Origin of the sequence: Pantoea sp., from assembly GCF_028283705.1 — a bacterium.
GTDB lineage: Bacteria > Pseudomonadota > Gammaproteobacteria > Enterobacterales > Enterobacteriaceae > Pantoea.
On record NZ_JAPWKD010000028.1, the window covers coordinates 1 to 14,379 of the forward strand.

General features: G+C 47.7%; 10 protein-coding genes and 2 pseudogenes. 9 read left to right on the forward strand and 3 right to left on the reverse strand.

Annotated features, from left to right (window positions below; genetic code table 11):
- From PW844_RS21530 to lptG, 3 genes and pseudogenes are all read left to right on the forward strand, one after another.
- Nucleotides 1-418: YtfJ family protein (locus PW844_RS21530; RefSeq protein ID WP_299456214.1), on the forward strand; the 418-nt coding region annotated here is incomplete at its 5' end.
- 19 nt (nucleotides 419-437) lie between these two features.
- Nucleotides 438-1,508 (forward strand): annotated as a pseudogene (lptF, locus tag PW844_RS21535) (LPS export ABC transporter permease LptF).
- Nucleotides 1,505-2,577 (forward strand): annotated as a pseudogene (gene lptG, locus PW844_RS21540) (LPS export ABC transporter permease LptG). The pseudogenes lptF and lptG overlap by 4 nt, the downstream one beginning before the upstream one ends.
- A gap of 53 nt (nucleotides 2,578-2,630) precedes the next feature.
- Here lptG and PW844_RS21545 read toward each other — a convergent pair.
- On the reverse strand, nucleotides 2,631-3,671 hold the full coding sequence (locus PW844_RS21545; protein ID WP_299456216.1) for a helix-turn-helix domain-containing protein: 1,041 nt from the start codon (nucleotides 3,669-3,671) through the stop codon (nucleotides 2,631-2,633).
- 899 nt (nucleotides 3,672-4,570) lie between these two features.
- Here PW844_RS21545 and PW844_RS21550 point away from each other — a divergent pair.
- The 3 genes from PW844_RS21550 (at nucleotide 4,571) to PW844_RS21560 (ending at nucleotide 7,551) form a co-directional block, all read left to right on the forward strand.
- Nucleotides 4,571-5,641: a hypothetical protein gene (locus tag PW844_RS21550; protein ID WP_299456217.1), complete on the forward strand. Its 1,071-nt coding sequence runs from the start codon at nucleotides 4,571-4,573 to the stop codon at nucleotides 5,639-5,641.
- Between the two features lie 186 nt (nucleotides 5,642-5,827).
- Nucleotides 5,828-6,220 carry a class I SAM-dependent methyltransferase gene (locus PW844_RS21555; protein WP_299456218.1) on the forward strand — a complete coding sequence of 131 codons (393 nt, stop codon included), beginning with the start codon at nucleotides 5,828-5,830 and terminating at the stop codon, nucleotides 6,218-6,220.
- Between the two features lie 179 nt (nucleotides 6,221-6,399).
- Nucleotides 6,400-7,551, forward strand: coding sequence for a methionine synthase (locus PW844_RS21560; RefSeq protein ID WP_299456220.1), 1,152 nt, complete (start codon nucleotides 6,400-6,402; stop codon nucleotides 7,549-7,551).
- A gap of 42 nt (nucleotides 7,552-7,593) precedes the next feature.
- Here the strand turns inward: PW844_RS21560 and PW844_RS21565 are convergent, their stop codons facing one another.
- The gene (locus tag PW844_RS21565) at nucleotides 7,594-8,529 is read right to left on the reverse strand and encodes a 2-hydroxyacid dehydrogenase (RefSeq protein WP_299456222.1); all 936 of its coding nucleotides are present in this window, start codon (nucleotides 8,527-8,529) and stop codon (nucleotides 7,594-7,596) included.
- A 12-nt stretch (nucleotides 8,530-8,541) separates the two neighbouring features.
- The gene (locus tag PW844_RS21570; RefSeq protein ID WP_299456224.1) at nucleotides 8,542-9,852 is read right to left on the reverse strand and encodes an MFS transporter; all 1,311 of its coding nucleotides are present in this window, start codon (nucleotides 9,850-9,852) and stop codon (nucleotides 8,542-8,544) included.
- 542 nt (nucleotides 9,853-10,394) lie between these two features.
- Here PW844_RS21570 and PW844_RS21575 point away from each other — a divergent pair.
- The 3 genes from PW844_RS21575 to PW844_RS21585 all read left to right on the forward strand — a co-directional run bounded on the left by PW844_RS21575 (nucleotide 10,395) and on the right by PW844_RS21585 (nucleotide 14,011).
- Nucleotides 10,395-10,856: a hypothetical protein gene (locus PW844_RS21575; RefSeq protein ID WP_299456226.1), complete on the forward strand. Its 462-nt coding sequence runs from the start codon at nucleotides 10,395-10,397 to the stop codon at nucleotides 10,854-10,856.
- A gap of 355 nt (nucleotides 10,857-11,211) precedes the next feature.
- Nucleotides 11,212-12,288 (forward strand): alpha/beta fold hydrolase, encoded by a 1,077-nt coding sequence (locus PW844_RS21580; protein ID WP_299456228.1) that lies wholly within the window; start codon nucleotides 11,212-11,214, stop codon nucleotides 12,286-12,288.
- Nucleotides 12,289-12,391: 103 nt separating this feature from the next.
- The gene (locus PW844_RS21585; protein WP_299456230.1) at nucleotides 12,392-14,011 is read left to right on the forward strand and encodes a methyl-accepting chemotaxis protein; all 1,620 of its coding nucleotides are present in this window, start codon (nucleotides 12,392-12,394) and stop codon (nucleotides 14,009-14,011) included.
- Nucleotides 14,012-14,379 lie beyond the last annotated feature (368 nt).

Sequence of the window (14,379 nt, forward strand, 5' to 3'; positions counted from 1 at the left end):
TCAGCGCTGGGATAGCGCCGAACTTGCCGGAAAAGTTCGCGTCATTCAGTATATTGCGGGTCGTACTTCAGCCAAGAAGAAAAACTCCATGCTGATAACAGCCGTTAAAGATGCCGAATTTCCTGAAGATAGATTTCAGCCGACAACAATTGTTAACACTGACGATGCCATTCCAGGATCGGGTTTCTTCGTACGCGGGAAAATAGAAAAAAATAAGCGACACTATCCGTGGGCGCAATTTATTGTCGATAGTGACGGATTAGCACGCAAAGCATGGGGTCTTCCGGAAGAGAGTTCAACGATCATTGTGCTGGATAAGAATGGCCATGTTCAATGGGCAAAAGATGGTGCATTAAGCCCTGAAGAAGTGAATCATGTGATCAATCTGCTGGGTCAATTGATTGAAGAAGACAAATAACAGGAGATTTCCATCGTTTATGTACCTGATTGAACGCTACATCATCGCTGAAATTGGTCGATTAGTGATGATCATTGTCGGTTTTCTGATCTTCATGTTTGCCTGTTATTCTTCGCAACGTTATCTGACTGAAGCGGCGAACGGGACACTGGCTTTAGGCGTAGTGTTTGATGTCGTCTTCTATAAGGTAATCATAGCATTAGAGATGCTCCTGCCTATTGGTTTATATGTCTCCATCGCTGTTGCATTGGGACAGCTTTATTCTGATTCAGAAATTACCGCTTTATTTGCTGCGGGTGCAGCGCCAACCAAAATCTATAATTCCGTTCTGGTTCTTGCGATTCCCTTAGGCATTCTGGTGACGGTCCCGTCTTTGTATGGCAGACCCTGGGCCTATGCCAAAATTTATCAACTGGAACAACAATCGCAGTCTGAACTCGATGTCAGTCATTTTCAGGCAAATAAGTTTAATACCAGCGATGACGGAAGAATGGTGCTGGCTTCGCGCATCAACAAAGATGAAAACCATTTGACCGACGCACTGATTTATACCAACTCTGGTGGTAATACCAGGGTCTATCGGGCACATTCTGTCGATGTTATTGACCCCTTCTGCCATCAAGCCCCTCCGTTCTGCTACGATCCGGTATCTCATATGTTCTGGATCGCACTGGGACCTTTGATAAAAGACAGACTTTTAATAATCTGCCACGGACCTTAAACCCATTATCCAGGATATAGAAGTTCGCCGTAAATCGGCTTCGGTGGCTGAGTTAGCCCGCTCTTCGACCCCGGTGATACTGCGGAATTACAATGGCGGTAAAGCCGTGGTATTACTGCGGTTCTGATGGCTTTCCTTGCCATCTTTCTCAGTAAAATTAAACCCTGACAGGGTCGTTTTTCCACCCTGCTTCCGCTGACGATTATGTTCACAGCGATTTACTATGGTGGCAACCTGACCCGCACCCTGGTCTCTAATAACTCCCTGCCCGCCATGCCTGGGTTATGGGTGGTTCCTTTCATCATGCTGATTGTTGTCTTGCTGTTTATTGCTCACGAACTGTCTCTGTTGAAGAGATTTTTTCGATGAAAATTTTTAGTCGCTATCTGATACGCAATGTTTTCATCGGCTTTGCCGCCTGCTGGACTATTCATCCTCCTGTACCCTCAATCTCATCAACGAACTCGAAGACGTCAGTACGGGCGGGTATCGCCAGTCACAGGCACTGATGGAGGTGTTAATGACGCTTCCAAGGACATTGATCGATTTAGGGCCTTTTATCGCGCTGCTGGGTGGCATCGTCGGACTTGGACAACTGTCTAAAAGTCTGGAATTAACCGCGATTCGATCTGCCGGTCTGTCCATCTTTCGCATCGCGATGATTGTTTTATGTTCTGGCATCTTCCTGACGCTGTCACTGGGCGCATTAGATGAATGGGCCGCTTCGCCTTTACAACAGCAGGCATTGCAACTGAAGCGGGCAGCCATCGCCCATTCGGGCCAGACTGATAGCTCAGTCAATGCCTTATGGGCACGAAAATACGATGAATACGTGACCGTCAAAGCATTAGATGAACATCAGCAACCTGTCGGCGTTGAGATATTCCACTATAAACCGGACCTGTCGCTGGAATCCTATATTTATGCTGAGAATGCAACTATTCAGAGCAACGGCATGTGGATGCTTCACAACGTCAATCTGAAAGACTGGAAAGAGGGTGCAGAAACGACGCAAACCAAAGAGAGTATGCCGTGGTCGCCGATTTTTGATGGGATGAGTCTGACTGAGTTAACTATGCCGGGTGAGAGTTTTTCTATTCCACAACTACAGCGTTACATTAGTTATCTGAAGAATACCGGACAGCCCAGCAAAGAGTTCCAGATTGCACTGTGGCAGAAACTGGGGCGACCCATTTTGATTCTGGCGATGATTTTGCTGGCTGTTCCCTTTACTTTTAGCAATCCCCGTTCACCGGGCATGGGGAGCAGATTAGCGATAGCGGTGATTGTTGGCTTGCTGACCTATATAAGCTATCAAATCACGCTCAATTTAGGCTTGTTATTCTCTATCAATGCCGTGCTTACAGCCCTGGCTCTTCCGGTTGTATGGTTAATTGCCGCATTAGGATTGGTCTATCGTTTTGACCAACTGCATTAAAATAACAGCGCATGATTCACATGCGCTTATTTTTAAATTATCAGTCACTGCGTTTACGCTATAACCGGCATTGCGGGTGAGATTAGCGTTTCAGGCTCATGATGGCGTACCGGTATAAGATAGTCACAAAAGATCATATCAGGCAATTCAGATGACTTTCTGTTTTGGTCGGTATAGTATCTCTCAACATCCATACCTCGCCGCCGTATCAATCCTAATGTTGGCAAGCTGGTATGATACAGTTTTAGAATAAAATCCTGAAACTCTGAACATTTACCATAGTAGCCAAATTGGGCATAGAGCCCTTTTTCAACCACAATCTCATCATATCTGTCATAGGATGCGTCCATATCCTCTCTGAGCATACCAATACCATAGAACAATATCTGTTCATCATAAGTGCTCAGTCCAGGCATGACTTTATCAACACCATAAATAATACCTGGCAGCGTGCGATTTCTATCAATTATCTCCTGCCAGAGTTTTTCACGTATCACCCGGCGGGAGTGAGAATACGTATCCAGAGTGCTGTGATACTTCCCCGTCACCGCATAGATCCTGAATTCGTCCAGCTCCACGAATGATACCGGTGGTAGTTTTTCATCTTCCAGCACGATCGGTGGTTTGATTCCCTGAGCATCCCAATCCTCCGCACGACGATAACGCGCAGGGGTCTCTCCGAATTGATTCTTAAATGCCCGGGTAAAAGATTGTTGTGAATCGAACTGATACATATCGGAGATATCTAAAATTGACCGACTGGTCAATCTCAGCGCAATGGCAGATTTGGATAGCTGACGGCTTCTCACGTAAGACCCCACATTCTCACCCGTCACCTGTTTGAACATCCGTTGCAAATGCCATTTTGAATACCCCGATTTCTCTGCAACGTGGTCAATTGACAACGGCTGAGTCAGGTTATCCTCAATCCAGACTAGCAGCGAATCGATAATCTTGTATTGTCTCATAATCCTTACCACCACAATAATGCACAAAAATAATGCGCTGAAGATAATCAGTTGATTTTCAAATTTTACTGTTATAGTTTTTATGCAATTCACTACAAATATGAATACAGTTGATTCATTATTCAAAAGGTATTTTCTAATATCATCATTTTTATTGTGACTGTATAAAATGCATTTTACGTTTCTCCCGGAACAAATCAATCCATCTGTCAGCAAAGTGTTAATTTGTTTGTCAATTTGTATACATTTAATATTTAATCATTTTTTCAATTGGTTAATGAGCGAATTTGTAGAAAAAAGTCCATTTATCAATCATCTGCACTTAATCCCAAAAAACAAAACATAATAATTTCAATAAGTTAAAGAGGTTGCTAGTTTTGGACTTTTCACCTGCTTATCCGGAAAATCGCATCAAATACTAAAAAACTTCCCTACATAAGTTCATGCTTTATCGTTTGCTGGTCAGAAATTATTCTTGAGCGATTCAGGTTATAATGCGACAGGAATTTTCCCTTCTGCCTGACACCTTAGCTAATCGCATTAATTGGCAATTTCTTCCCGTTCTAATTTGATACTTTCGTTCTGCACTGAGTGATAAACCCGTGCAATGATTCTGAATGCATCCCTCCGATACTCTCATCATTGCCCACTCCTTACCACCACGCTTATTACTCAGTGCACCTGCCGCCTCTCCTGTTTTAAATCCTCATTGTTTAATATTATTTTCTCACTATCCACCCTACCCAGCCCTGCACAATTACCACCATGCCATCTAAAATTCTTCTTTATTTTTTATTATATAATGCTGATCTATTCACATTGTGCTTATTTACAGGTTGCGACATTTTAATAAAATTGAGTACCTCAGTGAGTTAAGCACATTTCGGTAAGCTAACAATGAAACTCAGCAGTCATTATAATAATACAAACAAGAATTATTTGTTTATTTAACCACCAATAGACTGCTATCAACACGCTATTGTTAGTCGATCTTAGTTGTGAACAGTTAATAAGAGAAAGTAATTATGAAAACATCAAGAATAGCATTGGCATTATCTACAATTTTATTTTCTGGCATAAGCCAGGCAGCGCCTGTGCAAGTTTCCTCGTTTGGTAATGTGCCAAATGACCGCACTGTGAATGGTTTTCATGGGTCTTTTTTGTACAGTGATACTGGCACAGTAAATGGATTCGACCTGCCGATTCTTGGCTATTCCGAACTTGACCATCTGAACGGATTGCAGATTGGTGCGGCCGCAGGTTCTCATATTCGCAATGGAATGAACGGTGCTGCGATCGGCCTTTTTAACTGGCACGGTGGTAAAGACAATGGTCTGAATATCGGCCTCGCCAACCAGGTTGGTGACCTCAATGGTGCAAATATTGGGCTGTACAGCCGCACTGAAAACGTAACCGGTTTCAATCTGGGTCTTGCCAATATGACCAGGGATGTGGACGGGTTCAATCTTGCCGGTATTGCCAACTATAGCCAGGGTAATATTCGCGGTCTGAACATCAGCCCATTCAACTGGACCGAGGGCAAAACCACAGGTGCCAATATCAGCGTTGCCAACCACACACGTGATGTGACCGGACTGAATGTCGGCGCGGTAGCGAACTGGAGTGAGGGTGACATTACCGGCCTGAATATTGCTGCGGTTAATAAATCACAGAATGTTGTCGGGGCTAACATTGCAGCCTTCAACTGGTCAGAAGATATGACCGGATTAAACATCTCTGCCATCAACCGTACTCATAATGTGACCGGGGCAAATATCGGTGCGGTCAACGTGATGGGCAATGTAACAGGTTTCAACCTGGGTGGATTTAACTTCACCGGCGATGTTACAGGCCTCAACCTGGGCGGTATTAACGTCGCCAAAAATGTTGATGGTCTTAACCTCGGCGGCATCAACTTCTCGCAGTCCAGTACTGCGGATATCGGTGCCATCAACTACGCTGACAGAACCACCTTCCAGTTTGGTTTAATCAACACCACGAAAGATCTCGAAGGTTTGCAGATTGGTCTTATCAACGTGGCAACCAACGCAGCCATTCCTGTGTTGCCGCTGGTGAACTTCCATCGCAGCTTCTAAAAGATATTCTGAATGCGCCTGGGCATGATTGTGCTCAGGCGGTGAAAACTATGCGCGTTTCCGGCCCGAATACCCGGCAGCGCTAGTGGATTATCTGGCTTCCCTCTTGCTGAACGGAAAAACGCCTTAGATGTTGGTTGCGGCACAGGCCAACTTACCCGCCTGCTGGCCGAGCATTTTTCATTTGTGCAAGGCGTGCATCCCAGCGCCAGTCAGTTCAGCCACGCCACTGCCTGTTCGAGGGTTGCATACACCTGCGCACCCGCAGAGGCATTGCCGCCTCATCCTGTGGATTACAATCTCATCACCGCCGCGCAGGCCGCACACTGGTTCAGGCTGGATGATTTTTACCACGAAGTGCGTCGCGTCGCAGCCCCGGGGGCCGTGATTGCACTCATCAGCTACGGCGTTTTGCAGCTTGAGGGCGAACCGAACGAGCGATTCCAGCGTTTCTATTTTGACGAGATTGGCCCGCCGCTTTATATCCGGCAGGAATGGACGTTTGACTCACTGGCGGGCTATATCTCGACCTGGTCCGTCGTAGCCAAAGCAGGGGAAGCCGGGCAGGACGATCATTGATACCGAGTGTTTTATGAATCGGCTGATGACTTTGGCCAAATCAGTATCGAAAACATAATCATCCTAATGATTAGTTTGACATGTAATCGGTTTTGTATTCAGGTAAGGCTACTAATAAAGGATGGTAGTCCTTTGCTCACCAATCCGTCTGCAAACCCACATCCCTCAGGGAGAACAACGTGTCAGCTGAAAACCGCATTTTAACCACTCACGTCGGTAGCCTCGCCCGCCCGGTTAAGCTTCTCGATATCATGAAAGCAAATATTCAGGGCGCAGATAACGGTACCGAGCTGGAAAAAGAGATCCGAGACGCGGTATTTGCATCTGTGCAGCAGCAGGTTGCTGATGGCATCGATATCGTTGCTGATGGTGAAATGTCAAAAGTGGGCTTCTTTGCCTACGTGCGCGATCGTATTGCGGGTTTTGAGCCACGTCCGGGCCAGGGTTATGCTGCTTTTGACGCTGAAGTGAACGCCTTCCCGGAATACTATAAACAGTATTTTGGCGAAGCGATGCTGGGTGGCAACCTGGTACCCTTCGTCCCCGTCGCCTGTACCGGTCCGATTTCCTACCACGGCGTGGCGCAATTACAACGCGATCTGGCTAACCTGAAAGATGCCGCACTGGCTGCCAATGCCTTTGGGGCATTTGTCCCCTCTGTGGCACCAACCGGCGTTGGCACCAACGAGTTTTATGAACGGGAGGGAGATTATCTCTCGGCAGTGGCTGAAGCATTGCGCCTGGAATATCAAGCGATCATTGATGCCGGTTTTTCTCTGCAAATCGACGATCCTTTCCTTCCTGACCTGTTTGCCGACCCACACCTGAATAACGCGCAGATCATTGCTAAAGCCAATGAGTACGTCGATATCCTTAATCATGCTCTGCGTGGCATTCCAGCTGACAAGATCCGTTATCACACCTGCTACAGCATCAACGAAGGTCCACGTATCCACGACGTTCCCTTTATCGAGTTCGTGCGTTATATGCTGAACATTAACGTGTCGGGTTATTCTTTTGAAGCAGGCAACGTGCGTCACGAGCATGAGTACCACATCTGGGAAGAGGTGAAACTGCCGCAAGGAAAATACCTGATCCCCGGTGTGATTTGCCACGCCAGCAATACCGTTGAGCATCCTGAGCTGATCGCGGAGCGTTTGATTCGTTTTGCTGACCGGGTAGGCAAAGAGAATGTGGTCGCTGGTGCGGATTGTGGTTTCTCCTCTCAGGCTACTTATAAGCCTGAAGTACACCCGACTTTGGTGCGTGAGAAATTCCGCGCGATGCGTGCCGGTGCGGATATCGCCAGCCGGAAACTGTGGAGTAAATAAGCATCCTCTCTCCGGGCAGCGATTTTCGCTGCCCGCAAGATATCAGGCAGGAACCGGCGTCACCAGTGGCTCGCCAGCAAACCACGCATTAACGTTCGCCATCACCAGCTGTGACATTTCCCGACGTGTCTCCCAGGTGGCACTCGCCATATGCGGCGTAATGACCACGTTATCGCGCTGCTGCAACGTCACGGGCACGTTTGGTTCATCAACAAATACATCCAGACCCGCACCGGCAATCACCTTATTGTCGATCGCGTTAATCAGCGCCACTTCATCAATCACACTGCCACGGGAAATGTTGATGAGGATCCCCGCAGAACCTAATGCTGCCAGCACCGCCTGATTGACCAGCGCTTTTGTCTCTACCCCACCGGGAACACACACCATCAGAAAGTCACTGTCCTGGGCGAGTAATTGCAGATCCGCAATATAGCGCCACGGCACCCCCGTCAGCTCGGTGCGGTTGCTGTAGGCAATTTCCATATCGAATGCGCTGGCGCGACGGGCGATCGCCTGCCCGATACGCCCCATGCCGATGATCCCCAGGCGTTTGCCGGAAACTTTGCGCGTCCACTGAAAACCGCCTGACGACCAGTTCCCCTGCTCGATGAAACGCTGTGCGGCGACGATTTGACGCGAGGTTGCCAGCATCAGGCCAATGGCCAGATCGGCCACATCATCGGTCAGCACACCCGGTGTATGGGTGACAGCCACACCAAAATCACGGGCTGCTGAGACATCGACACCGTCATAGCCAACGCCAAACACGGCAATCAGCTTTAACCCAGGCAATGACTGCATGAACTCGCGTGTCACTACCGCTTCGCCGTTAGTCACCACCGCAGTGACCTCACTGGCAATGGCGGCGAAATCGGTAGCGGTCATTTGCGCCAGCTCACAGAGATCATAACGTTCACTCAATTCCTGCGTCAGAGCATCTGGCAGGCCAGCTTGTTTCAGGACTTTCTGTTTCATGTTTTTATTCCGTTATGAAAGGCGGGAAGTCGCACGTTTACTCACATCAGGCTGAGACGGACGCGAAATCATAATGCCGATAATGCCCCCAATAATCAGGGCCGCCGCGACAATCATTAAACCGTAGTGATAACTGTTGGTGGCGTCTTTGATTTTGCCAAGAATGGGCGGCAAACCAAGGCCGACAAAGTTGGCAACGGTATTAATAAATGCGATGGAGGCCGCCGCCGCCACGCCTGCCAGTTTTTCGGTGGTCACCGCCCAGAAGATCGGGGTCAGAGCAAAATTAAAGCCGACAGTCAGGACCAGCATTACATAGGCAACCAGCAGATTGCTGGAATAAATGGCCAGGGTTAGCGATAAACCTGAAAGGATCAACGGTAAGCCCAGATGCCATGAACGCTCATGGGTGGTATCCGAGTGACGGCCATTAAAATACATAAACAGGCAGGCAAAAATAAACGGCACCGCCGAAAGCAGACTGATGACAATATTGCTCTGCTCACTGGCCATACTTTTGATGATCAGCGGCAGGAAAAGCGTTATCCCTATTGAACCAAACGCCTGCAGGAACCAGACCAGGCTCAGTAATAGCACGGTCTTATTTTTCAGCGCGCTTAACCAGCTATGCTGCGCGCCAATTTCTACACTGGCGTTATCCCGCGCCAGTTGCGTTTTCAACCAGCCCTTTTGTTCAGTTGATAACCACACTGCATGGTCAGGAGATTGCGGCAAGCGCCACAGCACCATAATGCCCAGCGCGACCGCCGGAATACCTTCCAGTGCAAATAACCAGCGCCAGCCCGCAATGTCAGCAATACCATGCATATTCAGGATGGTGCCGGAAATGGGTAACCCAATAATGGAAGCCATCACAGAACCCATATAGAAGAATGACATGGCGCGTGCACGGTTACTCTTTGGAAACCAGCAGGAAATGTAATAAATGATGCCCGGCGTAAAGCCTGCTTCGGCCATTCCCAACAAAAAGCGCATCACATAGAGCTGCGTGGGAGTCTGAACCAGCGACATTCCGGCGCTGACGATGCCCCAGGTGATCATAATGCGCGCAATCCATACTCGTGCACCGACTTTGGTCATGATCACATTGCTGGGAATTTCGAACAGGATGTAAGAGATATAAAACATCCCGACACCCAAACCATACATACTGGTACTCAGACCCAAATCGGCATTCATTTGTAATGCAGCGATAGAGATATTGGTTTTGTCGAGATTGGCAACGAAATAACAGATAATGATAAACGGAATAATTTTCGTATTTAGTTGCTTTAAGGTAGCACCGTACAGATCGTTGTTCATGAAACAAACCTCGATTAAGATTTAAACAATAACAATCCCTCTGACCGTAATCAGCATCTTTTAATTTAATGATTAATTAATGTGACATTACCTGAGTAACACCCGCCGGTATTGATTGGATCTATTCAATGAGGTTTCCTCAACCTCTGCACCGGGTTAACAGTTGATCTCACTACACTTCCGTGCCGGGTAATTTAAAATCAATTAAAATCAATATCATAAGAAAATTCCTCATCGTTTGATGCTGAGATTGTAGTACAATTTATATTTATGGTACTGCAATTTAGATCACAAAAACGACAACTCATGGATGTTAAACCCGGTTGTATCTGCTCTTGCCAGAGAGGGAAAAGTCAACCGCCATCAAAAGTCTGCTGTGGCGAAGAAAGTGCAAATGTGACAACGCGTGGAATTTTTTGTTCTCTTTTTCCAATCTCAGCGGCGTATTGAATAATCTGTGCCATACTTTAACTATCAGCTATTCCATAAAATCCGTTACAACAATAAATCACCTCTTTTTCAACTGGAGTCTAAGAAATTTAATGCCGTTAAAAGACCGATATTGCTTTGTTAAAACAAAAGACAAGCTGGAACCACACTATAAAAACATTGTGCAATTTGCACTTGAACATGCCAGCCAGTCAGGGCGGAATTTACGGGTTTGCGTTCCTGTGAAGGCTTCCTGCGAAGAATATTTAACCAAAGCGTTTGATGAGCCGACCTACAGAATACTGCATAGCAAAAAGCAGATTGTGGTTTCAGGAGTTAAGGTCGGGTTGTTCTCCACACAGACACTCAGAAAAGAACATATCCTGCTTGATGCCATCTACCTGGTATTTCTTCCGAATGCAGACTTACTCAATGCCATAGAAACACAAGGCCGCAGAGCCACTGTCATCGTGTTTAGCGAATCGGATAAAGAAGGCCAGACAATCAGTAATTGGGTGAACCGCTACCAACCCAAGCCCGTGCGCCTGAGACAAAAAAAGACGCTGGCCGTGTGAGTAAGATAAGCCGGTAATTTGGGTTAAAGGACTATTCATATCGGCAGATCAAACCTCTGCCGTATTTAGTCAATCCTGAATAATAATGCCACGCTTTAGCCCTTTAATTCCGCTATGCGGAACTGAGGCCGCTTTGCGTAATCAGGGCTGAACTAACCACCTGAAGCAAACTGCAGAATTCATACCCGGTTGTATTATCCTAAGAACAACCAGATAAAAATCGTCTTGTTAAAACTCAAAAAAGAAGAGAATTGTCTTTTTTTTCCCCGATGCTGTTGATGTTCATTGGGATTTTTCTTTATTGAAACTAATATCAGACCTCCAGGGGACCAAAAATAACTTAAGAGTTACTTTAATGTTTAATCGCATGATATCAGGCGTGGCGGGTGCCATTCTGTTAACTTTATCACCATTAACTATGGCAGCCAGCGCATTACCGACACCGAAAGAAGCTGACTGGGTCGCCAAAGAATTCACCTTTAACAGCGGTGAAAAACTGAAAGATCTGCGTATTCATTATTTCACTTTGGGTGATCGCAATAAACCAGCGGTATTATTACTTCACGGTACTAACCAGCCTGTTAGCGCATTACTGGCTCCGGGATTCGCTGGAGAGTTATTTGGACCAGGGCAGGCACTGGATATCAGAAAATATTTTATTATCATCCCGGAAGGTATCGGCTCAGGTAAATCATCCAAGCCTTCGGATGGCCTGCGGATGACATTTCCACACTATGATTATGACGATATGGTGACTGCCCAGTATCGCCTGATTAAAGAAGGGTTGGGTATTTCGCATTTACGCCTGGTCATGGGTTATTCAATGGGCGGTATGCAGACCTGGCTATGGGGAGAGAAATACCCGGCGATGATGGATACGCTGGTGCCGATGGCTTCGCAGCCTAATGAGTTGTCCGGTCGTAACTGGATGCTGCGCCGTATGTTGATCGAGTCCATCAAGGGCGACCCTGCATGGGCGGAAGGCAATTACCACCAGCAACCTCCGGCGCTGAAAACCGCCAACATCATGTTCAGTATTGCCACGACGGGTGGCACGCTGGCTTATCAGCACAAAGCGCCAACGCGTGCGCTGGCAGATAAGCTGGTCGATGAACGTCTTGCCGCACCTGTCACCGCGGATGCTAATGACTTCATTTATATCTGGAATTCATCGGCGGATTACAATGCGTTGCCAGATTTAAAGCGCATCAAAGCGCCGATGCTCATTATCAACTCAGCGGACGATGAACGTAACCCGGTTGAGACCGGTATTCTTAAGGGCGAATTGCATCGGATTAAAAAAGCTGAATTGCTCCTTATCCCGGCCAGTGCCGAAACCAGCGGGCACGGCACCATGATGCAGGCAAAATTTTATAAACAAAAACTCAAGACTTTCTTAGCCCACGCGCCCAAAGCGCAGGATAAGCACTGAGTCAGCTATCTGACAGGAAGCAACGCAGGTTGCTTCCTGTTTTTTTAATAATGGATTTGTTTTCCACAGCATTCATCATTCAATCGTTAGCAGGGAATACTCTATGTTTCGTAGAATAAAGATCCGCACTGCACTCAGCATGATGGTTTTTTCACTGACTGCATTGTTATTGTTCGTGGGCATTCTGGGATTAGTTGCCGTGCAGTCAGGGAATAAATCCTTTGCTACCGTCGATACCGAAGTGTTACCGGGTCTGGTCGCACTGAATGAAAGTTCTGAACTGTTATTACGCGGACGACTGGATTTACGGTTATATGAATCCCTGATGGGGAGCGGCGACACTGACAAAGCTAAAGTCGCGCTGGAACGTGCCAAGGGCAAAATCGATACTGCCAGCGCGAAGTGGCAGGACTACCTGAAATACCCGCAATCCGCCGAGGAGCGCCCGATTGCCGCTGAAATGGCGTCCACCCGTGACGCGCTAATGAAAGAGTTTATTGATCCGGCTTTTGCCGCCCTGGAAGCGGGCAAACTGGACGAATATCGCCAACGTGCCGGAAAATCGACGGCACTGTATGGTGCCTTTGATAAAGCATCAAAAGCCCTTGTGGCCTTCAAACTGAAAAGCATTGATGTGGCCTACGATGACTCCAGCGACCGGGTAAAACGTATGGAGTTTACCCTGTACTTTGCCATCGCCTGTGCGCTGGTGCTGGCCGGACTGGCCTGGTCGGTGATGACCAATCTTATCGTCAAACCGTTAAATCATGTGATCACGGTGTTTGACCGTATTGCCGAAGGGGATCTTCGTGCGCGCATTGATATCTCGGGTAAAAACGAGATAGCTCAGCTGTTTGCCGCCGTACAGCGTATGCGTGATGGACTGGAAAACATGGTACTGATGGTGCGCAATGGCACGGATGCTATCGGCTCAGGCGTGGAAGAAATCGCTTCCGGCAATATCGATCTCTCCAGCCGTACCGAACAGCAGGCAGCGTCACTGGATGAGACGGCTTCCAGTATGGAGCAGATTATGGCGACAGTGAAAAACAACGAAGACAATACCCGTAAGGCCAACTCGCTGTCGCAGAAAGCCTCGAACTCTGCTTCCCGTGGGGCAAACGTGGTGTCTGAAGTGGTTGCCACCATGAGTTCAATTGAGAAAAGCTCGGCCAAAATTGGTGATATCGTGGGTGTTATCGACGGCATTGCATTCCAGACCAACCTGCTGGCACTGAATGCGGCTGTAGAAGCGGCGCGCGCCGGTGAAGCAGGCCGCGGCTTTGCCGTGGTGGCTTCAGAGGTGCGTGTCCTGGCACAGCGTAGCGCCACCGCAGCGAAAGAGATCGGCACCATGATCAATGACTCGCTCAACAATATCGAGCAGGGTTCCGGCCTGGTGAAAGAGGCCGGGGTGACCATGAATGAAGTTATGCTCGATGTGAAAAAAGTGGTCGATATCATGGATGAAGTGATGCTGGCCTCCGGCGAGCAAACCCGCGGCATCTCGCAGATTAATATCGCCATCCAACAGATGGACGGCGTGACCCAGCAGAATGCCTCGCTGGTGGCAGAAGTCGCCACTGCGGCCAGTTCCCTGCAACAGCAGGTAGTGAACCTGCAACAGTCGGTAACACGCTTCCAGGTCGATAACGATCAGACCACGCTGGCCACTGACCTGTATACGGGATCACAGGATATGGCACTGATCAGCATCAATTAAGACCTTCCTGACAGTTACTGATTGATGCCGGTAGCTGTCAGATTAATTCACCCCTGTCGTTCCCTGCCTGAAATCAATCACCGCTGATTTTTATTCTCTTGCTCTCAGCGCTATGAATATTTTTCTGAAATCATATCCCACTCTTCGCCATCGTTACAGCAACGGGCAGTTCTCATAAATTTATCAGAGCGGACCAACCTCAGGTCATCCAGGCTAGCTTCAGCTTAAAGGAGGAAAGCTATGCCTATTGGACTAACGCCCCCTGATACATCCAGCATGCCCGTCAGCTTCGCATCATCATCTGCCAGACAAAAAAGCGTATGGCCACTGAGACTGATACAGAACGCTTACATCTTAATGAAATCCTT